Source organism: Streptomyces griseicoloratus, assembly GCF_014534645.1.
Classification (GTDB): domain Bacteria; phylum Actinomycetota; class Actinomycetes; order Streptomycetales; family Streptomycetaceae; genus Streptomyces; species Streptomyces griseicoloratus.
In genome coordinates this window covers 85,871-106,596 of record NZ_JACVQF010000241.1, presented here as the reverse complement: position 1 = coordinate 106,596, position 20,726 = coordinate 85,871, and the positions used below count along the sequence as shown (strand labels likewise).

The following is a 20,726-nucleotide window of genomic DNA, read 5'->3' as shown; positions in this document are numbered from 1 at the left end:
CATCCCGCCGATGTCGGCGGGGACCGTGACCGGCCTCGCCTAGGGCGCCCGCAGTCCCCGTACGAGGAGGTCGACGACGGCCGTGAACTCCTCTTCCACACCGGGCCGCTCCCACTCGTGCGCGTGGCACGGGTCGTGGAAGCGTCCCGTGGCGTGGAAGACCGCGCGGGCGGCGGCCTCGGGGTCGGGGGCGGCGAAGGTGCCGGCCTCGGCGCCGGCCCGGACGATCCGGGTGAGCTGGGCGGTCAGGTCGGCGAGGTGTTCGCCGACCACCGTGCCGTTCTCGTCGGTCAGCACCCGGTAGGTGGCGAACAGTTCGGGGTCCAGGCCGGCCTTGCGGCGCTTGGCCTCGAACAGGGTCCGCAGCCAGTCCCGCAGCCGGCCCTCCGGGTCGCGGTCGTCGGCGGCGATCCCGGACAGGGCCTCGGAGGTGCGGTCCAGCCACCGCTTGGTGACCGCCTCGCGCAGCGCCGCCTTGGTACGGAAGTGCCGGTAGACGCTGCCGTGGCTGACGCCGAGCGCGCGGGCCACGTCGACCACGGTGGCCTTGGCCGGGCCGTGGCGGCGCAGCACCTCCTCGGTCGCTTCGAGGATGCGCTCGGCGGTCAGGGTCTCGGAGGTCGGTGCCATGGCCTAGACCGTACCCGGCGCCCGTCAGCGCTCGACGTGGGCCATCTGCTCCGCCGGGTAGCGCTCGCCGGCGGCGGCGCCGGCCGGGACGGCCCGCTCGATCCCGGCGAGGTCGGCCTCGTCGAGGGTCACGTCGAGGGCGCCGAGTGCCTCGGTGAGCCGGTCGCGGCGGCGGGCGCCGACCAGCGGCACGATGTCCTCGCCGCGGGAGAGCACCCAGGCGATGGCGATCTGGGCCACGGTCACGCCCTTCTGCTCGGCGATCTTCCGCAGCGCCTCGACGAGGTCGAGGTTGTGCCGCAGGTTCTCGCCCTGGAAGCGCGGTGAGTGGGCGCGGAAGTCGTTCGCCGCGAGCTGCCGGTCGGGGGTGAAGTGGCCGGAGATCAGTCCACGGGACAGGACGCCGTACGCCGTGATGCCGATGCCCAGTTCGCGGGTGGCCGGCAGGATCTCGTCCTCGATGCCGCGGGAGATGAGGGAGTACTCGATCTGCAGGTCGGAGACGGGAGCGGTGGCGGCGGCCCTGCGGATGGTCTCCGCGCCGACCTCGCTGAGGCCGATGTGCCGTACGTAGCCCTTCTCGACGAGTTCGGCGATGGCGCCGACCGTCTCCTCGATCGGGACGTCCGGGTCGAGGCGGGCGATCCGGTAGACGTCGATGTGGTCGACGCCGAGGCGCTGCAGGGAGTACGCGGCGAAGTTCTTCACGGCGGCGGGGCGGCCGTCGTAGCCCGACCAGCCGCCGTCGGGGTCGCGCAGGGCGCCGAACTTGACGCTGACCAGGGCCTGTTCACGGCGGGCGGCGGGGGCGGTGCGCAGGGCCTCGCCGATCAGCATCTCGTTGTGGCCCATGCCGTAGAAGTCGCCGGTGTCGAGGAGGGTCACGCCCGCTTCGAGGGCGGCGTGGACGGTGGCGATCGACTCGGCGCGGTCCGCCTCGCCGTACAGCGCGGACATGCCCATGCAGCCGAGGCCGAGGGCGGAGATCTGGGGGCCGGTGGTTCCGAGGGTGCGTGTGTGCATCGTCATGCCACCACCCTGACATGACAGCTGACAGATTTCAATAACTGTCATCCATTCATCTGTCACCCATGTGCGCACACCCTTGACGAAAGGTCTGGACCAGAGGATTGTCATGCCTACGACACGCATCATGTCCGCGCCACCTCGACCCCACCGGGAGGCAAGCCGCATGATCCGCCGCGGAATCCGTCTGTCCGCCGCCGCGCTCGCGGCGGCCGTCATCGCCCCACTGGCGGCCACCACCGCATCGGCCGCCCCGGCCGCCGACACCTGCGCCGTGAAGTCGAAGCCGGCCGGCAAGGTCCTCCAGGGCTACTGGGAGAACTGGGACGGCGCCGCCAACGGGGTCCACCCGCCCTTCGGCTGGACCCCGGTCACCGACTCCCGCATCGCCGCCCACGGCTACAACGTGATCAACGCGGCCTTCCCCGTCATCCGCTCCGACGGCACGGCGCTGTGGGAGGACGGCATGGACACGGGCGTGAAGGTGGCCACCCCGGCGGAGATGTGCGCCGCCAAGGCGGCCGGGCAGACGATCCTGCTCTCCATCGGCGGGGCGACGGCCGGCATCGACCTCGGCTCCACCGCCGTCGCCGACCGCTTCGTCGAGACGATCGTGCCGATCCTGAAGAGGTACAACTTCGACGGCATCGACATCGACATCGAGACCGGCCTCATCGGCAGCGGCAACATCAACCAGCCGTCCACGTCCCAGGCCAACCTGATCCGCATCATCGACGGCATCCTGGCCCGCATGCCGTCGAACTTCGGCCTCACCATGGCCCCGGAGACCGCCTACGTCACCGGCGGCAGCGTCGTCTACGGTTCGATCTGGGGCGCGTACCTGCCGATCATCAAGAAGTACGCCGACAACGGCCGCCTGTGGTGGCTGAACATGCAGTACTACAACGGCAGCATGTACGGCTGTTCCGGCGACTCCTACGCGGCCGGCACGGTGCAGGGCTTCACCGCCCAGACGGACTGCCTGAACAAGGGGCTGGTCGTCCAGGGCACCACGATCCGGGTGCCGTACGACAAGCAGGTCCCGGGCCTGCCCGCACAGCCCGGCGCGGGCGGCGGCCACATGTCCCCGTCCCTGGTCGCCCAGGCCTGGAACCACTACCGGGGCGCCCTCAAGGGCCTGATGACCTGGTCCGTCAACTGGGACGGCTCGAGGAACTGGACCTTCGGCGACAACGTCAAGGCACTGCAAGGTCGCTGAAGGTCGCTGAAGAACGCCGTACGGCCGCCGGGTGGACCGGCGGCCGTACGGGGTTTACGAACGAGCGGCTTCAGCAGCCGATCAGGCGCGCGGCCAGGTAACCCTCGATCTGGTCGAGGGAGACGCGCTCCTGCTTCATCGAGTCGCGCTCACGCACGGTCACCGCGTTGTCGTCGAGCGTGTCGAAGTCGACGGTCACGCAGAACGGCGTACCGATCTCGTCCTGGCGGCGGTAGCGGCGGCCGATGGCGCCGGCGTCGTCGAACTCGATGTTCCAGTTCTGCCGCAGCGTCTGGGCGAGGCCCTTGGCCTTCGGGGACAGCTCGGGGTTGCGGGACAGCGGGAGCACCGCGACCTTCACCGGGGCCAGGCGGTGGTCGAGCCGCAGCACGGTCCGCTTCTCCATCTTGCCCTTGGCGTTGGGCGCCTCGTCCTCGACGTAGGCGTCGAGCAGGAAGGCGAGCATCGCCCGGCCGACACCGGCCGCCGGCTCGATGACGTACGGCGTCCAGCGCTCGCCGGCCTCCTGGTCGAAGTAGGAGAGGTCCTGGCCGGAGGCCTTGGCGTGGGCGGAGAGGTCGTAGTCGGTGCGGTTGGCGACGCCCTCCAGCTCGCCCCACTCGCTGCCGCCGAACTGGAAGCGGTACTCGATGTCGGCGGTGCGCTTGGAGTAGTGGGAGAGCTTCTCCTTCGGGTGCTCGTACCACCGCATGTTCTCTTCACGCAGGCCCAGGCCGGTGTACCAGTTCCAGCGCTGCTCCATCCAGTACTCCTGCCACTTCTCGTCCTCGCCCGGCTTGACGAAGAACTCCATCTCCATCTGCTCGAACTCGCGGGTGCGGAAGATGAAGTTGCCGGGCGTGATCTCGTTGCGGAAGGACTTGCCCATCTGGGCGATGCCGAACGGCGGCTTGCGGCGCGAAGTGGTCTGCACCTGGGCGAAGTTGGTGAAGATGCCCTGTGCGGTCTCGGGCCGCAGGTAGGCGATGGAGCCGCTGTCCTGGGTCGGGCCGAGGTGGGTGGAGAGCAGGCCGGAGAACTGCTTGGGCTCGGTGAAGGTGCCCTTGTTGCCGCAGTTGGGGCAGTTGAGGTCCGCGAGGCCGTTCTCGGGGGCGTGCCCCTTCTTCTCCTCGTAGGCCTCCTCCAGGTGGTCCGCGCGGAACCGCTTGTGGCAGGAGGTGCACTCCGTCAGCGGGTCCGTGAAGGTGGCGACGTGGCCGGAGGCCACCCACACCTCGGGGGCCAGGATCACGGACGAGTCGATACCGACGACGTCCTCGCGCGACGTCACCATGTAGCGCCACCACTGGCGCTTGAGGTTCTCCTTGAGCTCGACACCCAGCGGCCCGTAGTCCCAGGCGGCACGCTGACCGCCGTAGATCTCACTACAAGGGAAAACGAAGCCACGGCGCTTGCTCAGGCTGACGATGGTGTCGATCTTGTCGGCGGCCACGGTGCTCTCTTCATTACGACGACGGGCGACGAAGCGAGATGCTTCCAGCGAATGCTTCAGGTTACCGGCGCGGCCTGCCCCTCGACCAAATCGGGCCCTTGTTGACAACGGTTTCCAGATTTGTTGAAAATGAGTGTCATGAACGTACGACGACGACACATATCCGGCATAGCGGTCGCGGCGGCCACCGCCCTCGGCCTCGGGGCCCTCTCCGCCTGCTCCAGCGACAGCGCGGCGGCGGGCAACACCGACAAGTTCGACGTCGTCGCGTCGTTCTACCCCATGCAGTTCCTCGCCGAGCAGATCGGCGGCGAGCACGTCAACGTCACCACCCTCACCAAGCCCGGCCAGGAGCCGCACGACCTGGAGCTGAGCACCAAGCAGACCGCCGCACTCGGCGAGGCGGACGCGGTGCTGTACCTCAAGAGCCTCCAGCCCGCCGTCGACGAGGCCGTCTCCCAGTCCGGCGTCAAGACCAAGATCGACGCGGCCTCGCTGACCGCCCTGGAGGACCACGGCGACGTCGAGCACAGCCACGGGGGCGAGGACGCCCACGCCGGTGAGGAGCACGCCGAGGAGCACTCCGAGGAGGAGGAGCCCGCCCGCGACCCGCACCTCTGGCTCGACCCGGTGAAGTACTCCGAGGTCGCCGAGGGCGTCGCCAAGGCGTTCGAGAAGGCCGACCCGGACCACGCGGCGGACTACCGGAAGAACGCCGACGCGCTGGTCGCCAAGCTCGGTGACCTCGACAAGGCGTTCACGGACGGGCTGAAGAACACCGACACCAAGGTCTTCTTCACCAACCACGCCGCCTTCGGCTACCTCGCCGAGCGCTACGGCCTGACCCAGGAGGCCATCTCCGGCCTCGACCCGGAGAGCGAGCCCAGCCCCGCCCGGATCAAGGAGCTCCAGACGGAGGCGAAGGCCGACGGCGTCACCACCGTCTTCTACGAGACACTGGTGTCCGACAAGACCGCGAAGACCCTGGCCGAGGACGCGGGCCTGAAGACCGACGTGCTCGACCCGCTCGAGGGCATCACCGACAAGTCCGAGGGCGACGACTACATCCAGGTCATGGAGGCCAACCTCCAGGCGCTGAGGACGGCTCTCGGCGCCAAGTGAGCGGCAAGTGAGTACGGAGGACATCGTGAGCGAGCCCGTCATATCCATGCGCGGCGTCCGCGCCGAGCTGGGCTCGCGCCCCGTCCTGCGCGGCATCGACCTCACCGTGCACCGCGGTGAGGTCGTCGCGCTGCTCGGCGCGAACGGCTCAGGCAAGTCGACGGCCGTGCGCAGCATCATCGGCCAGGTGCCCGTCGCGGCCGGCGAGATCGAGCTGTTCGGCACGGAGCGGCGCCGCTTCCGGGACTGGGCGCGCGTGGGCTACGTCCCGCAGCGCACCACGGCCGCCGGCGGGGTGCCCGCGACGGTGACGGAAGTCGTCTCCTCCGGCCGGCTCGCCCGGGCCCGCTTCGGCATGCTGCGCAGGGCCGACCACGAGGCCGTACGGCGCGCGCTGGACCTCGTCGGCATGGCGGACCGGGCCAAGGACGCCGTGGGCGCGCTCTCCGGCGGCCAGCACCAGCGGGTGCTGATCGCCCGCGCCCTCGCCTCCGAACCCGAACTGCTGATCATGGACGAGCCGATGGCGGGCGTCGACCTGGCCAGCCAGGAGGTGCTCGCCGAGACCCTGCGCGAGCAGGTCGGGCAGGGCGCGTCCGTGCTGCTCGTACTGCACGAGCTGGGCCCCCTGGAACCCCTGATCGACCGGGCGGTCGTCCTGCGCGACGGCTGCGTGCTGCACGACGGCCCGCCCCCGAAGGCGGTCGGCCAGCACGCCCTGCCCGGCCACGACCACGTCCACCCGCACGCGGCTCACGAAGCCGAGCCGCTGCGCACGGGACTGCTGAGCTGAGAAGGCCACCACCATGGAAATCCTGAACTACGCCTTCATGCAGCGGGCCCTGCTCGCCGCCGTCCTGGTCGGCATCACCGCCCCCGCGATCGGCATCTACCTCGTCCAGCGCCGCCAGGCCCTCATGGGCGACGGCATCGGCCACGTGGCGATGACCGGAGTCGGCCTCGGCTTCCTGCTCTCCTGGTCCCCGGTGTGGATGGCGACCCTGGTCTCCGTCCTCGGCGCCGTCCTCATGGAGCTGATCCGCTGGTACGGCAAGACGCGCGGCGACATCGCGCTCGCCATGCTCTTCTACGGCGGCATGGCCGGCGGCGTGATGTTCATCAACCTCGCGCCGACCGGTTCCAACGCGAACCTCACCTCGTACCTCTTCGGATCGCTGTCGACGGTCTCGGAGTCGGACGTGACCGCGATCTGCGCACTGGCCGCGTTCGTGGTCCTGGTCACCCTCGGGCTGCGCCGGCAGCTGTTCGCGGTCAGCCAGGACGAGGAGTTCGCGCGGGTCACCGGACTGCCGGTGCGCGCCCTGAACCTGCTGACGGCCGTCACGGCCGCCGTGACGGTCACCGTGGCGATGCGCGTCGTCGGCCTGCTGCTGGTGTCCGCGCTGATGGTGGTCCCGGTGGCGGCCGCCCAGCAGCTCAGCCGCAGCTTCGCCGCCACCTTCGCGATCGCCGTCGCGATCGGCGTGACCGTGACGATCGGCGGCACGGTGACGTCCTACTACCAGGACGTGCCGCCCGGCGCCACGATCGTGCTGCTCACCATCGGCGCCTTCGTCCTGCTCACCGCGCTGGCGACCCCGCTGGCCAGGCGGCGCGCGCGGGCGGCGGCCGCGGCGCGGCCCGCCGCGGACCCCGCCGAGTGCACGATTCCGGCCAGCCGGGGGGCCGCGGACGAGGTCGGCGTCTGACCGCTGACGGACCGGGCTGGCACAATGGCCCCGGCAGGCAGAGCAGACGTGAGGAGGCAACCGGTGACCACCGCTGGACCGCCCGTGAAGGGCCGCGCCACCCGGCAGCGGGCCGCCGTGGCGGCGGCTCTGGAAGAGGTCGAGGAGTTCCGCAGCGCGCAGGAGCTCCACGACATGCTCAAGCACAAGGGCGACTCGGTCGGGCTCACCACGGTCTACCGCACGCTGCAGTCCCTCGCCGACGCCGGCGAGGTCGACGTCCTGCGCACCGCCGACGGCGAGTCCGTCTACCGCCGCTGCTCCAGCGGCGACCACCACCACCACCTCGTCTGCCGCTCCTGCGGCAAGGCGGTCGAGGTCGAGGGCCCGGCCGTGGAGAAGTGGGCCGAGGCCATCGCCGCGGAACACGGCTACGTCAACGTGGCGCACACGGTGGAGATCTTCGGCACCTGCGCGGACTGCGCGGAGGCCGACGGCCGGTAGGTCTGCCGTACAGGCCGAAGGCCCGGGGGCTCGCCCCCGGGCCTTCCGTCATTTCTGGCCGCCCTCCATGGCGAGCAGTTCCTCGTTCGGGATCGCCCCGCCGAACCGCCGGTCCCGCGAGGCGAACTCCAGGCACGCACGCCACAGGTCACGCCGGTCGAAGTCGGGCCACAGCACGTCCTGGAACACCATCTCGGCGTAGGCGCTCTGCCACAGCAGGTAGTTGGACGTGCGCTGCTCACCGCTGGGCCGCAGGAACAGGTCCACGTCCGGCATGTCCGGGTAGTAGAGGTACTTCGCGAAGGTCTTCTCGGTCACCTTCGACGGGTCGAGCCGGCCGGCCCGCACGTCCTCCGCGAGGGCCTGTGCGGCGTCGGCGATCTCGGCCCGGCCGCCGTAGTTCATGCAGAAGTAGAGCGTGAGCCGGTCGTTGTCCTTCGTCTGCTCCTGGGCGACCTGCAGCTCCTTGGCCACCGACTTCCACAGCTTGGGCATGCGGCCCACCCAGCGCACGCGGATGCCCAGCTCGTCGAGCTGGTCCCGGGTCTTGCGGATGAAGTCCCGGTTGAAGTTCATCAGGAAGCGCACCTCGTCCGGCGACCGCTTCCAGTTCTCGGTGGAGAAGGCGTACAGGGAGATGTTCTCCACGCCGATCTCGACCGCGCCCTGGAGGACGTCCAGCACCCGCTCGGCGCCCACCTTGTGCCCCTCGGTGCGCGGCAGGCCGCGCTCCTTGGCCCAGCGCCCGTTGCCGTCCATGACGATCGCCACATGCCGCGGGACCAGCTCACCGGGGAGCTTCGGGGGCCGCGCGCCGGACGGGTGCGGCTCCGGCGTCCTGTAGTCCCGGCGCTGCCGCCCCAGGAAACCGCGTACGGCCATGTGTCTCTCGTCTCCTCGGTGTTCTTTCGGTCTACTTCTCTACGTAGCGCAGGGAGCGAAGCCCGCGCTCCAGGTGCCAGTGCAGGTACGCGGACACCAGCCCGCTGCCCTCGCGGACGTACCGCGGCTCGGAGGCGTCCGCGGTCTCCCAGTCCCCCGCGAGCAGCGCGCCGAGCAGTTCCAGCGCCTGCGGCGAGGGTACGACGCTGCCGGGCACCCGGCAGTCGGCGCAGACGGAACCGCCCGACGCGACCGAGAAGAACCGGTTCGGTCCCGGCATGCCGCACTTCGCGCAGTCGCCGAAGGTCGGGGCGTAGCCGTTGACGGCGAGGGAGCGCAGCAGGAACGCGTCGAGGACGAGGCCCGGCGCGTGCTCGCCCCGGGCCAGCGTCCGCAGCCCCCCGACGAGCAGCAGGTACTGCTGCACGGCGGGCTCGCCCTCGTGGTCGGTGAACCGCTCGGCGGTCTCCAGCATGGCGGTGCCGGCGGTGTACCGCGCGTAGTCGGTGACGATCCCGCCGCCGTACGGCGCGATGGTCTCGCTCTGCGTGCACAGCGGCAGGCCGCGCCCGACCAGCTCGCTGCCCTTGGCGAAGAACTGCACGTCGACGTGGGAGAACGGCTCCAGCCGCGCCCCGAACTTGGACTTGGTGCGCCGCACGCCGCGCGCTACGGCGCGTACCCGCCCGTGACCGCGCGTGAGCAGGGTGATGATCCGGTCCGCCTCACCCAGCTTCTGGGTGCGCAGCACGATGCCGTCGTCGCGGAACAGACTCATGGCACCCATTGTCGCCCACGTTCAAGGCACCTCACCGCGGCTGCGGGCGTTGGCATACGCCGTCGCCGCGCTCAGCCGCTCGGCCGGGGTGGCATGACGCACGACACCCGGCTCGGCGTCCCACTCCCGTCCGCCCCCGAACGGCCTCAGCTGGACGTACGGACCCTCGTGCCCCATGACGATCCCCACCCTCCCGCAGCGGGTGTCCACGACGTACGAACCGATCGACGGCTTCACCGCAGCACCGCCGCGAGTCGCTGCGCGGTCGCGACGGAACACCGCCCCAGTTCCACCAGTGGGCAGGGCGTCTCCCGGGCGAGACTCACCGGGTCGAGCCCGAGCGACGGCAAAGCAATTCCGGCCTTGGCGAGCAACGCCCGCAATTCTTTCACCGTTTCCTCCGCTTCTTCGACGCAGACCGCCGAGTGCCGTTCCTCCACCCTGCTCCCCCTTCTTTTCGGGTTTCACTCTTCGCCTCTCCATGATGCCCTTCCCCGCCTACACTCGGCAGGAGTCCGTGCACTACAAGTCCAGGTCAGCGCGGGAAGGTTGGCCGTGGCCAATGGTTCACGAAATGCGCCGCGGGAGAGGGCGCACGGGTATTCATGCCCGGCGCCCGCAGAGCGCAGTTCGAGCGGGCCATTCGAAAACCCGGCAGGGAAATAGCGACCTCAGGTATGCGGATTACTCCGCGAAGGCGACAGGCGCGCGGTCACCGGGCCTACGTCCTCCGCCCCATCCCCTCTCGATCTTCCGCACGACGCCGGGGACGGCCCCGTGCGCGAGAATCGCCCCACCGACTCACACAAGGGGGCACCACCCATGTCGTATCCCGAGCCGCGCTACCTCGGCGAGAACGGTGAGATCAGCGCCGTGTTCCGAGGGGCCGGCACACCGCCCGACATCGTGTCGCCCGGGGGCACCGAGACCCACTACCTCGCGAGCCACGCCTCCACCGGAGGCGAGTTCGGGCTCTACAAGGTGGACATGGGCCCCAGGGCACCGGGCGCCAGGACGCACTTCCACCGGAGCATCTCCGAGTCCTTCTACGTCCTGTCCGGCGAGGTCCAGCTCTACGACGGTGACCGCTGGATCACCGGCCGCCAGGGCGACTTCCTCTACGTGCCGGTCGGCGGACTGCACGCCTTCAAGAACGACACCGACGACCCCGTGTCCATGCTGATGCTGTTCTCACCGGGTGCTCCGCGCGAGGAGTACTTCGAGCGTGTCGCCGAGTTCGCGCAGCGCGGCGGTGAGGAACTGCGGGAGTTCCAGGTGCGGCACGACAGCTTCTTCGTCTGACGGGTCAGGGGCGGCCCGGAGGGTCCTGCCTGGGGTAAACCCCAAGAGAAATGGGGCCGTTGCCCGGATGGGGAGGGCCGAGGGGTTCCGCGAGGCTCGTCGCATGACACAGCGCACGCGTATCCGCCGCAACACCGCCCTCGTCGGCGCCTTTGCCGTCCTGCTCGGCCTCGCCGTCCCCGTGACGGCCACCGCCTCCGCACCGCCCGGCCGCGACACACTCGCCTGGACGGCCTGCGAGAGCGCCGCCGCCGACCCCCGCCAGCAGTGCGCCACCGTCCGGGTGCCGATGGACTACGCCGACCCGGACGGCCCGCACATCGACATCGCCGTCTCCCGCATCCCCAGCGAGAAGCCCGCCGCCCGCAGGGGCACCCTGCTCCTCATCCCCGGCGGACCGGGCGGCTCCAGCCTCGACGACCCCTCGAAGAAGGGGCAGAAGCTCCCGCAGGAGGTGCGGGACGCCTACGACCTGGTCGGGTTCGCCCCGCGCGGGCTCGCGCCCTCCACCGCCGTCGACTGCGGACTGGAACACGGCGACCTGGCCACCTCCAGGCTCCGCCCCTGGCCCGCCCCGGACGGTTCGGTGGACGAGAACCTCGACACCGCCCGGCGCATGGCGGACGCCTGCGCCCGCAACGGCGGCGAACTGATCCGGCACCTGAGCACCGCCAACGAGGCCCGCGACATCGACCGCGTCCGGGCCGCGCTCGGTGAGCGCAGGCTCTCCGCCTGGGGCGTGTCGTACGGGACGTACGTCGGCGCGGTCTACAGCCAGTTGTTCCCGCACCGCACCGACCGCATCGTCCTCGACAGCAACGACGACCCCGACCCCGCCCGCGTCAGCCGGGCCTGGCTCGCCGGGCACGAGCAGGGCGTGGAGGACACCTTCCCCCACTTCGCCGCCTGGGCCTCCGCGCCCGGCAACCCGGACCGGGTGGCCCGGCGGGCCGCCGACGTGCGCCCGCTCTTCCTGCGCCTGGCCGCCCGGCTCGACCGCGAACCGATCCCCTGGCCCGGCGCCAACCCGGAGGAGCTCAACGGCAACGTGCTGCGCCAGACCATGCTGGACAGCCTCTACTCCCCCGGCCGCTACCCCGCCCTCGCCCGGCTGATGCGGGCCGCCCAGCAGGGGACGGTGCCGCCCGCGCCGGCCGCCCCGCCGGAGCCGGTGCTGCAGAACGTCGCCGCCGTCGGCGCCGGGACGCTGTGCAACGACGTCGCCTGGCCCCGCACGGGGGCCGCGTACGAGAAGGACGTCGCCGCGAGCCGCGCCAAGTACCCGCTCACGGCGGGCATGCCGCGCAACGCGATGCTGTGCGCGGCCTGGCCGTACCCTCCGCGCGAGGCTCCGGTGCGGATCACCGACCGCGGACCCTCCAACATCCTGCTCGTCCAGAACGAGCGGGACGTCGCCACCCCGCTCGCCGGCGCCCTGAAGCTCCGCCAGGCCCTCGGCCGACGCGCCGTCATGGTCACCGTCGACTCCACGGGCCACGACGCCTACCTCGCCAACGGCAACGCCTGCGGCGACCGTACGGTGTCCCGCTTCCTGGCCACCGGCGAGCGGCCGGACACGGACACGTACTGCCGCTAGCGGCCCCCTCCGGAGCGCCTGCCGCGGCCGGCGGTCCGGAGGTCATCCGCCGCCCGGTGTCACGAGGCCCGACTCGTACGCCACGATGACCAGTTGCGCCCGGTCCCGCGCCCCCAGCTTGCCCATGATCCGGCTGACGTGGGTCTTCGCCGTCAGGGGGCTCAGCCCCAGGGACTCGGCTATCTCCGTGTTGTTCAGGCCGCGGGCGACCAGGGCGAGCACCTCGCGTTCCCGGGCCGAGAGACAGTCCGGGCCGCCGGCCACCGGAGCGGCGGGGCTGCGCAGGAACCGCTCGATCAGCCGGGCCGTCGGACCGGGCGACAGCAGGGCCTCCCCCGCGGCCACCGTGCGGATGGCGTCGAGGAGTTCGGCGGGCCGGGTGTCCTTGACGAGGAAGCCGGAGGCGCCCGCCCGCAGCGCCTCCACGATGTTCTCGTCGGTGTCGTAGGTGGTGAGGACCAGCACCTTCACGCCCGCCAGGTCGTCGTCGGCGGCGATGAGCCGGGTGGCCTCGATGCCGTCCAGGTCCGGCATGCGCACGTCCATCACGACGAGGTCGGCGCGTGCGCTGCGGGCCAGCTCCACGGCCTGGCGGCCGGTGCCCGCCTCGCCGACCACCTCCATGTCGGGGGCCGAGGCGACGAGCAGGGCGAACGCGGCGCGGACGAGGTTCTGGTCGTCCGCGAGCAGCACTCGGATGGTCATCCGTTCCTCTCCGGCGTCCCGGTCGTGAGCGTCGGGGCGGCGGTCGGCAGGACGGCCGTCACGGCGAAGCCGCCCTCGTCACGCGGCCCGGCGTCGAGTGTGCCACCCACGCTGCGGGCTCGCTCCCGCATGCCGACGAGCCCGAAACCGGGGGTGGCGCCGGGGGCGGGCCGCCCGGTGCCGTCGTCGGTGACGGACAGGCGCAGGGCGCCCGGCTCGGTGCGGACCTCGACGCGGACGGACGGCTCCGGTCCCGCGTGCCGCACGGCGTTGGTCAGCGCCTCCTGCACGATGCGGTAGGCGGCGGCGCCGACCGCGGGCGGGACGGTGCCGGTGGGGACCGACAGCTCCACCCGTGCGCCGGTGACCCTGGCCGCCTCCGCCAGGTCGGCCAGCCCGTGCAGTCCGGGCAGCGGGCCGCGGGCGTCGGGCGCGTCGTGCTCCCGCAGGACCTCCAGGGTGGTGCGCAGCTCGCCGCGCGCGGTCCGGCAGGTCTCGGCGATGTCGTCGAGGGCCTTGGCGACGGCGGCCCGGTCCAGGCGCTCGGGGTCGGCGGCCAGGACGTGGGCGGCCACCGAGGTCTGCACGCCGATCAGCGTGATGCTGTGGGCGAGCAGGTCGTGCAGGTCCCGGGCGATGCGCAGGCGCTCCTCGGCGACCCGGCGCCGGGCCTCCTCCTCGCGGGTGCGCTCCGCGCGTTCGGCGCGCTCGACGATCCCGGCGACGTACTGGCGGTAGTAGCGGACGTCGACGCCGGCGAAGAGGACGGCTATCACCCATCCGGAGATGCGGATCAGCTCGACGGCCTGGTGGGTGTTGACGGTGAGCATGATGCTGACGGACACGGTGAGCACCGCGACGCCCGTCAGGACGGTGCGCAGGGGCCGGCCGGTGACGGCGAGCGTGTACAGCGCGACGTAGGAGGCCGCGCCGGTCGCCGCGTGGTTGTTGTCCAGGGCGTGGTACGGCCCGACCAGGGCGACCACGGCCATGAGGACCAGCAGCGGGTGGCGGCGTCGCCATACGAGCGGTACGTGGGTGGCGCACAGCAGCGTCCAGCCGAGGGCGTCCGGGCGGCGGCCCTCGTCGGTGGACAGCGCGAGGAAGACGGCCAGGGCGAGGAGGACCGCGGCGAGCACGGCGTCGTTGCGGGTGCCGTGCGGGGCGGTCTGCGGGTCGCGGTTGATCACGGCCATGATCCGCTCGCCGAGGCGGGGCCGGTCCGGTGCCGCCGTCGCCGGCGGCGCTGTCGTGGTCGGGTGCACGGGCCCATCCTGCGGGACGGGTGCGCCCCTCCGGGAGGGGAGGGGCGCGCTCCGGTCAGGCACCGACGGTCTGCCGTTCCGGGACCGGTGCCGGCTCCTCGGGCGCCCGGGACAGCGGGCCCGGCCACCACACCCGGCGCCGCAGGGCGACGCTCGCGCTGGTGACCAGGTAGGTGCGGACGAGGAAGGTGTCCAGCAGGACGCCGACGGCGATGACGAAGCCCAGTTCGACGAGCTGCACCATCGGCATGTTGGTGAGCACCGCGAAGGTGGCCGCGAGGACGAGCCCCGCGGAGGCGATGACCCCGCCCGTGGTGCGCAGCGCGGTGAGCGCGGCCTCGGCGGGTTCGGCGCCGGTCAGGGACTCCTCGCGCATGCGGTGCATGAGGAAGATGCCGTAGTCGACGCCCAGCGCCACCAGGAACACGAAGGACAGCAGCCCCAGTCCGGGATCCGTGCCCTCGAAGCCGAAGAGCGGCTCGAAGACGAGTCCGCCGATGCCGAGGGCGGCGCCCCACACGGCGACGACGGCGGCGACCAGGAGCAGCGGCGCGACCAGCGACCGCAGCAGGGCGACGAGGATGAGCAGCACGGACAGCAGCACGAGCGGTACGACGATCATCGTGTCGCGGGAGTTGGTGTCCTTCAGGTCGATCTGCTCGGCGCTGGCCCCGCCGACGTAGGAGCCGTCGAGGTTGTCGCGCAGGGCCTCGATGGTGGCGCTCTCCGCGGCGGACTGGGGCGGGGCGGCGGCGATGACCGTGATCTCGGTCCAGCCTCCGCTGCTGCGGCCCCGCTCGGCGCTCTCGACGCCGCGGGTGTCGCGGGCCTCGGCGAGGGCGGCGTCGGCGCGGTCGGTGGGGGCGATGACGCTGATGGGCTGGGTGCCGCGCTCCGGGTAGGCGGCGGCGAGGGTCTCCATGGCGGCGACCGCCTCGGGCTTGGAGGTGAAGGAGTCCTCCTGCTTCAGGTCGCCGGGCAGGTTCAGGCTGCCCAGGGCGAGGGCGCCGAGCAGGGCGGCGCCGCCCGCGAGGACGGTGAGGGGCCGGCGTCCGGCGGAGCCGCCCATGGCAGCGAACAGGGACCGGCGGGCCTTGGGGGTGCTGCCGTAGCGGGGTACGAGCGGCCAGAACACGCGGCGGCCCAGCAGGACGAGGATCGCGGGCAGCAGGGTCAGCATGGCGGCCAGGGCGCACAGCACGCCGACGGTGCCGAGCGGGCCCATGCCCCGGCTGGAGTTGAGGTCGGCGGCGAGCAGGCAGAGCAGTCCGGCGGCGACCGTCCCGGAGGAGGCGAGCACCGCCGGGCCGCAGCCGCGCAGCGCGGCGGCCATGGCGTCGTACGGCCGCTCGATGCGGCGCAGTTCCTCGCGGTAGCGGGAGACCAGCAGCAGCGCGTAGTCGGTGCCGGCGCCGAAGACGAGGATGGTCATGATGCCCGAGGACTGGCCGGACACGGATGTGCCGAACCACTGGTTGAGGCCGTAGGCGACGCCCATCGACAGGTAGTCGGCGATGCCGGCGACGGCGAGCGGCACGAGCCACAGGAACGGGCTGCGGTAGATGAGGATCAGCAGCAGGGCGACGACGCCGGCGGTGGTGTAGAGGAGCGGTCCGTCGAGGGAGTTGTAGACCTCGGAGGCGTCGGTGGCGAGCGCGCCCGCCCCGCCGACCTCGACGCTCAGCCCGTCACCGCCCTGCGCCACGTCCCGTACGGCGCCCACCAGTTCGTCGCGGGCCTCCTCGTCCTGGCCGGGCTCGGTGCTGGCGACCGGGTACATCAGGGTGGTGCCGTCCCGGGACGGTACGGCTTCGGGCCGGGCGGTGAGCGTGTGGGCACCGGCGATCTCGGCGATCTGGTCGGCGGCGGTGGCCCGGTCGGCGGCGGTCAGGCCGCCGTCGCGGTGGTAGACGACGACCAGCTCGGTGGCCTCGCCACCGGGCAGCCGGTCCTGGATCTTCGCGACCTGCGTGGAGTCGGCGCTCGCCGGCAGGTAGTCGACGGCCCGGTCGCGCTGCACGTCGGAGAGTTTCGACGCGAACGGCGAGGCGAGCGCGAGTACGGCGATCCACAGCCCGAGCACGAGCCACGGCACGGCCCGCCGTCGCCGTGAACGCGCCGAGTCTGTCCTTGCGGCCCCCATGTGACGGCCCCCTCCGGTCGGATGTCTGGGTCGGTCTCCAGACTCCCGGCGTCCGGGGGCGGTTTCGTCGGACGGGAGGGCGAGTTGGCGAGTACTGCCCGGGGCGGCCGCCGGGCGCCGTTACTCCCCGGGGAGTAACGGCGCCGTGCGCCGCTCGCTCAGGCCCGGTCGACCATCCAGGTGCCGTCCTCCTCGTCGTCGACCCGCACCTCCAGTTCGCGGACGCTCATGCCCGCGTCCCAGAGCTCCCGGAAGCGCTTCATCCGGTCCTGGACGTGGTCCTGCCGGGCGTTGAGCCGGGTGCGGACGTTGACGTCGCGCAGGTCCTGCTCGATCTCGAAGGACACCTCCTCGTCGTAGACGATGAAGTCGTTGGTGGTGCCGCGCTGGATGTGCGGCGGCAGTTCGGGCAGGACGGCCACGCGCACCTCGATGCGCAGCAGTTCCTGCTCCTCGCACAGCCGCAGCAGCCGGTCGTCGAGTTCCCGGGCGCTCTCCAGCAGGAACAGCCGGCGCACCGACACGCCCTGCTCCTCGATCGCCTCCTGCTGCGCCTGGAGGTAGCGGCTGGCGGGCTCGCTGTTCCAGAACTCCCGGTCGACGGAGGTGCTGGTGGCGCAGATCGACTGCTCGGCGGCGCGGGTCAGGGTGAGCATCCAGTCGTGGTTCTCGCCGGGGCACTCCGCGCTCAGGTTGGTCAGGTCGGTCAGCTGCCCGACGACCCGTTTCATCTCCAGCCGGACGAAGGTGAACAGGATCGGGGGTCCGGGTGCCAGGACCTCGGCGAAGCTCGTGGCCAGCTCGGGCACGCCGTCGAGGCGGACCCGGTCCAGCTGGGGGCGGACGGCGTCGTCCCGGTCGCCCTGGGCCGGGCGCGGCAGGTTCTCCAGGAGCTGCCTCATGTCCTCGGCGTGCCGGGCGAGAGCGGCCCTCAGCTCGTCGTCGTGCCGCCGCAGGCCGTCCCGTACGGCGGCCGCGGTCTCGGCCAGCGCGTTCTCCGTCCGCCGGGCCTGCTCCTCGCCCCGCCGGTCGAGGTCGAGCGCGTACTGGACGGTCACCGCCGCGCCGGCGCAGAGCAGCGCGGCCGCGAACTGCCGCAGCGCCCCGTCCTCCGGGCTCAGCAGCGCGCTCACGCCCCAGGAGAGGGCGCCGGCGACGAGGCCGACCAGCAGCCGGCGCACCCGGCGGGACAGACGCGGGCGCGCTCCGGGCGCGGGCGTCATGGGGGCCGTGGGGAGTCTGTCCGGCTCACCGGACGTCCGCGCCCCGCCGGCCGGGCCGGGGATCGCCGGACCGGGTGTGCGTGCCGTGTCCTCGGGCTGGGGTGACTGTGCCGTGCTCATCTCGCTTCTCCCCCCGTTGGGATGCGCGTCGGATCGGGGTGCGGGGATGTGCGCGGGGGCCCTGGTCAGGTCCGTCGGTGCGCGGGTCCTGATGGGCTCCCCGGGTCTTCACGGCCGGCCCGCCCGTCGAGTCGCCGCGTCCTCGTGGCGTCGCCCTCGCGGGCGTCTCGGGGCGTCCGGTCAGGGTGCGGGCTCCACCTCCCGGTACAGCGACGGGATCGCGTGCAGGGTGAGCTGGTCGCGGATGCGCTGCACCAGCGCCTGCCACTGCCGGGTGAAGCCGGGCCGTTCCTCCAGCGCCTCCCACAGCGGGGCCAGTTCCTTCGCCACCCGGGCCCGCGGCATCCACAGGTGCAGCAGGTGGTCGACGGCCGGCCGCAGCGCCGCGACGACGGCGGGCCGGTCGTCCGCCGGCGGCCCCACCCGGGCGGGCGGTGGCCCCGAGCCGAGCCGGATGCCGTCCAGCAGGCGGACCAGGGTGGTCAGCAGCCAGTCGTGCAGGGCCAGGTCGTCGCAGAGCCCGGCGACATCGGCGGGCGGTGTGCCCTCGGGCACCCGGAGCCGTACGGTGCGCAGCTCGTCCTCGGCGAGGGTGAACCGCTCGATCGACGGGCCCTGGTCCCCTTCCGCGGGCAGCGCCACCCAGCGCAGCCTGGTGGGGCGCGATCTCAGGGGCGGCCGCTGGTCGAGCAGGGGGTGGCGCAGCAGCCGGGTGAGCAGTCCGCCGGCGATCAGGCCGACGTCGAGTTCGCCGTGCCGCCCGCCGTCGAGGACGCCCTGGGCGACCGCCTCGTGGGGCAGCTTCCCGAACGGTTCGAGCAGGCCGGGCCGCACCAGGTAGTGGCCCCACGGCTGCCGCTGGTCGGGGCCGGACGCGGGGAGCCGGAAGTAGGCGGAGGTCTGCAGGATGCGGCCCTCGGTGAGGGCGGCCCGGGCGGCGACCGTGCCGACCGCGCGGACGTGTGCGCCGTTGGCGCTGGGCAGGGGGCAGTCGATGCCGGTGAGGGTGTCGGGCGAACGCGCGTAGAGGTTGGGGCGTTCGGAGAGCAGGACGCGTTCGTCGGCGCGCAGTCCGAGGAGCTGGGCGGCGGCCCGGACGTCCAGCGCCTGCCGGGCGGGCAGCAGGCAGGTGCGGATCTCGCCGCCGGCGAGCACGGCGCGCGGGGCGCTCTCGTGGGGTGCCATCTCAGGACCCCGCGTAGAAGACGTAGGACACACGGTCGGCCACGGAGTCCGGGACCGCCACGTCCTCGCGGGCGGACCGCTCGGCGACCTGGCGCAGCGCGCCCCGGTCGACCTCGGTCTGGTCGAGGATGACGCGCACGGCGTGCTCGACGGGCAGGAAGCGGTTGGGCAGCACCGAGCAGGTCCGGTAGGCGGCGAAGGGGTCCGCCCGGGGGTTGAGGCGGATCAGCGGGGGCAGTTCGTCCCAGTCGTCGGGGAATCCCCGGTCCGTGGGCGGCTGGGGGACGAAGACGGGCTCGCCCTCGTTGCGCAGCAGCCCGAGGCGGGCGAGCTGCCAGACCGCGGCGAGGAAGGGGCAGGACCAGGTGCGGTGCCCGTCGGGGTCGTCGCTCCACAGTTCGACGTCCAGGAAGACGGAGTGGCGGCGGGCCGCGGTCTCCGTGGGCGGCTGCCACACGGCGGCCTTCTTCATCGCCTGCGGGGCGCGCGCGACGGGGCTGCGCTCCCCGTTGGCCAGCCAGCCGGTCTGCGCGGCCGGCGGGCGCAGGCCGTAGCTGCCGGGCGGCGGCGACTCGACGATGCGGCCGGCCACCGCCTCGGCGACCGGTACCTTGCCGGCGACGGCGCAGCCGGACTCGCGGGCCAGGTAGTCGATGACGAGCCCGGCCCGGTCGGCCTCCGCCAGCAGCAGCGGGACGAGTTCGGCGGGGCTGGAGAAGCGGGTGAAGTAGTCGTCGATCAGGAAGCAGGTGCTGACGCGGGGGCGCTTGCCCCCGGCCCGTGCCGCCGCGGCGGCACGGGCGGCGTCCACCCAGGGGCGCACCTGCGCGAAGTGCTGCCGCAGGCGCTCGGGCCCGGCCTCGAAGTCCTCCATGTAGAGGTGGCCGAGCTCTATCGAGAGGTGGGCCAGCGGCACCGCCTGGGTGCGCGGGTCGGCGGCGGTCTCGCGGAACACTGCCTCCGTCACGGCTGCCCCCAGTACGAGTCGTCCGTCAGGCGTCGGGCGATCTCCTCCAGTGCCTCCAGCGTCTCCTTGTTGGCTATCTGGGTGGAGAGCACGTCCTCCTCCGTGATCAGCTGTTCGCGCCACTGCAGGATGGGCTCCAGGGGGACGACGCCGAGGACGACGCTGTCGCCGATGCGGTGTTCGGCGGCGAGCCGGCGCAGCGCCTCGTCGCAGGACTGCATCCAGGCGGCCTGGGCGGGTGAGCCCTGGGACCACAGCGGCGACTCGGGATCGGGCACGGCGGCCCGTACGAAGCGGATCGCGGCCCGCAGCGCCCCCTCGTCGTGCCCGCGCTCGACGCCGCCCCCGATGATGCCGTGCTCCTTGTGGACGAGCCCGGAGGCGGCGATGACGTGCTGCCGGGTCCAGCGGTGGAAGACCAGCCAGCGGAAGGGGACGTTGCGCATGCGGGGGTGGGCGGTGGCCGCCAGGACCATGTCCACGGCGTAGGAGCGGCCGGCGCTGAGGTCGACGACGATCAGGTCGAACTCGCCGTTCAGCCGAAGCAGGAGGTCGATGCACCGCTCCAGGGCGTCCTCGTCGGTGGCGAACTCGCCGCCGCCGGCGTCACCGGGGAACAGCACCAGCCGGCCGGACTGGTTCGGCCGGGCGCGCAGCAGGGGGTGTTCGGTCTGCCGCCAGACGTCGATCCTGGCGGGCTCCGCGATCTCGCCCTCCAGGTAGGAGTGCAGTCCGCGCTCCTCCGTGCCGCGCACCGCGCCGGGGACGTCGAAGACGGCGGCGGCCGTCGGCGAGCCGAAGTCGAAGTCGACGTACGCCACGTGATCGCCGGTGAGGGCGCGCTGGTACGCCAGGTTGGCGCTGGTCACCGAGCGGCCCGTGCCTCCTTTGTCGGAGGCGGCGAAAACGAGCACGGC

At 72.4% G+C, this 20,726-nt stretch carries 21 protein-coding genes; 7 read left to right on the top strand and 14 right to left on the bottom strand.

Translation table 11 applies throughout. From position 1 onward, the window contains the following. Positions 1 to 39 precede the first annotated feature (39 nt). Together H0H10_RS39275 and H0H10_RS39270 are read right to left on the bottom strand one after the other, a co-directional pair. Positions 40 to 630 carry a TetR/AcrR family transcriptional regulator gene (locus H0H10_RS39275; protein ID WP_188186024.1) on the bottom strand — a complete coding sequence of 197 codons (591 nt, stop codon included), beginning with the start codon at positions 628 to 630 and terminating at the stop codon, positions 40 to 42. 24 nt (positions 631 to 654) lie between these two features. Continuing rightward, positions 655 to 1,659, bottom strand: coding sequence for an aldo/keto reductase (locus tag H0H10_RS39270; RefSeq protein ID WP_188186023.1), 1,005 nt, complete (start codon positions 1,657 to 1,659; stop codon positions 655 to 657). A gap of 163 nt (positions 1,660 to 1,822) precedes the next feature. Here H0H10_RS39270 and H0H10_RS39265 point away from each other — a divergent pair, with 163 nt between their 5' ends. Further along, positions 1,823 to 2,875 carry a chitinase gene (locus H0H10_RS39265; RefSeq protein WP_188186022.1) on the top strand — a complete coding sequence of 351 codons (1,053 nt, stop codon included), beginning with the start codon at positions 1,823 to 1,825 and terminating at the stop codon, positions 2,873 to 2,875. Positions 2,876 to 2,945: 70 nt separating this feature from the next. Here the strand turns inward: H0H10_RS39265 and H0H10_RS39260 are convergent, their stop codons facing one another. Beyond that, complete coding sequence (locus tag H0H10_RS39260) at positions 2,946 to 4,328, bottom strand: glycine--tRNA ligase (RefSeq protein ID WP_188186021.1); 1,383 nt, start codon at positions 4,326 to 4,328, stop codon at positions 2,946 to 2,948. 138 nt (positions 4,329 to 4,466) lie between these two features. Between H0H10_RS39260 and H0H10_RS39255 the strand changes: the two genes are divergently transcribed. The 4 genes from H0H10_RS39255 to H0H10_RS39240 all read left to right on the top strand — a co-directional run bounded on the left by H0H10_RS39255 (position 4,467) and on the right by H0H10_RS39240 (position 7,642). Next, on the top strand, positions 4,467 to 5,450 hold the full coding sequence (locus H0H10_RS39255; RefSeq protein WP_188186020.1) for a zinc ABC transporter substrate-binding protein: 984 nt from the start codon (positions 4,467 to 4,469) through the stop codon (positions 5,448 to 5,450). A gap of 22 nt (positions 5,451 to 5,472) precedes the next feature. After that, positions 5,473 to 6,243, top strand: a complete 771-nt coding sequence (locus tag H0H10_RS39250) for a metal ABC transporter ATP-binding protein (RefSeq protein ID WP_188186069.1) — start codon at positions 5,473 to 5,475, stop codon at positions 6,241 to 6,243. 13 nt (positions 6,244 to 6,256) lie between these two features. Then, positions 6,257 to 7,159, top strand: a complete 903-nt coding sequence (locus H0H10_RS39245) for a metal ABC transporter permease (RefSeq protein ID WP_188186019.1) — start codon at positions 6,257 to 6,259, stop codon at positions 7,157 to 7,159. A 63-nt stretch (positions 7,160 to 7,222) separates the two neighbouring features. Then, positions 7,223 to 7,642, top strand: a complete 420-nt coding sequence (locus tag H0H10_RS39240) for a Fur family transcriptional regulator (protein WP_188186018.1) — start codon at positions 7,223 to 7,225, stop codon at positions 7,640 to 7,642. Positions 7,643 to 7,690: 48 nt separating this feature from the next. Here the strand turns inward: H0H10_RS39240 and H0H10_RS39235 are convergent, their stop codons facing one another. Genes H0H10_RS39235 through H0H10_RS39220 form a run of 4 tightly spaced genes read right to left on the bottom strand, consistent with a single transcriptional unit; the run spans position 7,691 to position 9,742 of the window. Continuing rightward, positions 7,691 to 8,524 (bottom strand): isoprenyl transferase, encoded by an 834-nt coding sequence (locus H0H10_RS39235; RefSeq protein ID WP_188186017.1) that lies wholly within the window; start codon positions 8,522 to 8,524, stop codon positions 7,691 to 7,693. A gap of 31 nt (positions 8,525 to 8,555) precedes the next feature. Further along, positions 8,556 to 9,302, bottom strand: a complete 747-nt coding sequence (gene recO, locus H0H10_RS39230) for a DNA repair protein RecO (protein WP_188186016.1) — start codon at positions 9,300 to 9,302, stop codon at positions 8,556 to 8,558. A gap of 21 nt (positions 9,303 to 9,323) precedes the next feature. Beyond that, a complete protein-coding gene (locus H0H10_RS39225) occupies positions 9,324 to 9,539 on the bottom strand; it encodes a hypothetical protein (RefSeq protein ID WP_188186015.1) in 216 nt (71 codons plus the stop codon). Continuing rightward, positions 9,536 to 9,742, bottom strand: a complete 207-nt coding sequence (locus tag H0H10_RS39220) for a hypothetical protein (RefSeq protein ID WP_188186014.1) — start codon at positions 9,740 to 9,742, stop codon at positions 9,536 to 9,538. Before H0H10_RS39220 ends, H0H10_RS39225 begins: the two co-directional genes overlap by 4 nt. A 382-nt stretch (positions 9,743 to 10,124) precedes the next feature. Between H0H10_RS39220 and H0H10_RS39215 the strand changes: the two genes are divergently transcribed. Together H0H10_RS39215 and H0H10_RS39210 are read left to right on the top strand one after the other, a co-directional pair. Further along, positions 10,125 to 10,604, top strand: coding sequence for a cupin domain-containing protein (locus H0H10_RS39215; RefSeq protein WP_188186013.1), 480 nt, complete (start codon positions 10,125 to 10,127; stop codon positions 10,602 to 10,604). Between the two features lie 103 nt (positions 10,605 to 10,707). Beyond that, on the top strand, positions 10,708 to 12,201 hold the full coding sequence (locus tag H0H10_RS39210; RefSeq protein WP_188186012.1) for an alpha/beta hydrolase: 1,494 nt from the start codon (positions 10,708 to 10,710) through the stop codon (positions 12,199 to 12,201). A 42-nt stretch (positions 12,202 to 12,243) separates the two neighbouring features. On the opposite strand, the gene H0H10_RS39205 is transcribed toward H0H10_RS39210, so the two are convergent. From H0H10_RS39205 to H0H10_RS39175, 7 genes are all read right to left on the bottom strand, one after another. Further along, entirely contained in the window at positions 12,244 to 12,906 is a 663-nt protein-coding gene (locus tag H0H10_RS39205; RefSeq protein ID WP_188186011.1) for a response regulator, read from the bottom strand. Continuing rightward, entirely contained in the window at positions 12,903 to 14,171 is a 1,269-nt protein-coding gene (locus H0H10_RS39200) for a sensor histidine kinase (protein WP_188186010.1), read from the bottom strand. Before H0H10_RS39200 ends, H0H10_RS39205 begins: the two co-directional genes overlap by 4 nt. Before the next feature lie 55 nt (positions 14,172 to 14,226). Beyond that, a complete protein-coding gene (locus H0H10_RS39195; protein ID WP_188186009.1) occupies positions 14,227 to 16,314 on the bottom strand; it encodes an MMPL family transporter in 2,088 nt (695 codons plus the stop codon). Between the two features lie 158 nt (positions 16,315 to 16,472). Next, positions 16,473 to 17,657 (bottom strand): hypothetical protein, encoded by a 1,185-nt coding sequence (locus tag H0H10_RS39190; protein WP_188186008.1) that lies wholly within the window; start codon positions 17,655 to 17,657, stop codon positions 16,473 to 16,475. Between the two features lie 180 nt (positions 17,658 to 17,837). After that, positions 17,838 to 18,842, bottom strand: a complete 1,005-nt coding sequence (locus H0H10_RS39185; RefSeq protein ID WP_188186007.1) for an SCO2521 family protein — start codon at positions 18,840 to 18,842, stop codon at positions 17,838 to 17,840. Between the two features lies 1 nt (position 18,843). Next, on the bottom strand, positions 18,844 to 19,809 hold the full coding sequence (locus tag H0H10_RS39180; protein ID WP_188186006.1) for an SCO2522 family protein: 966 nt from the start codon (positions 19,807 to 19,809) through the stop codon (positions 18,844 to 18,846). Next, the gene (locus H0H10_RS39175) at positions 19,806 to 20,723 is read right to left on the bottom strand and encodes an SCO2523 family variant P-loop protein (RefSeq protein WP_188186005.1); all 918 of its coding nucleotides are present in this window, start codon (positions 20,721 to 20,723) and stop codon (positions 19,806 to 19,808) included. Before H0H10_RS39175 ends, H0H10_RS39180 begins: the two co-directional genes overlap by 4 nt. Between the last annotated feature and the right edge of the window lie 3 nt (positions 20,724 to 20,726).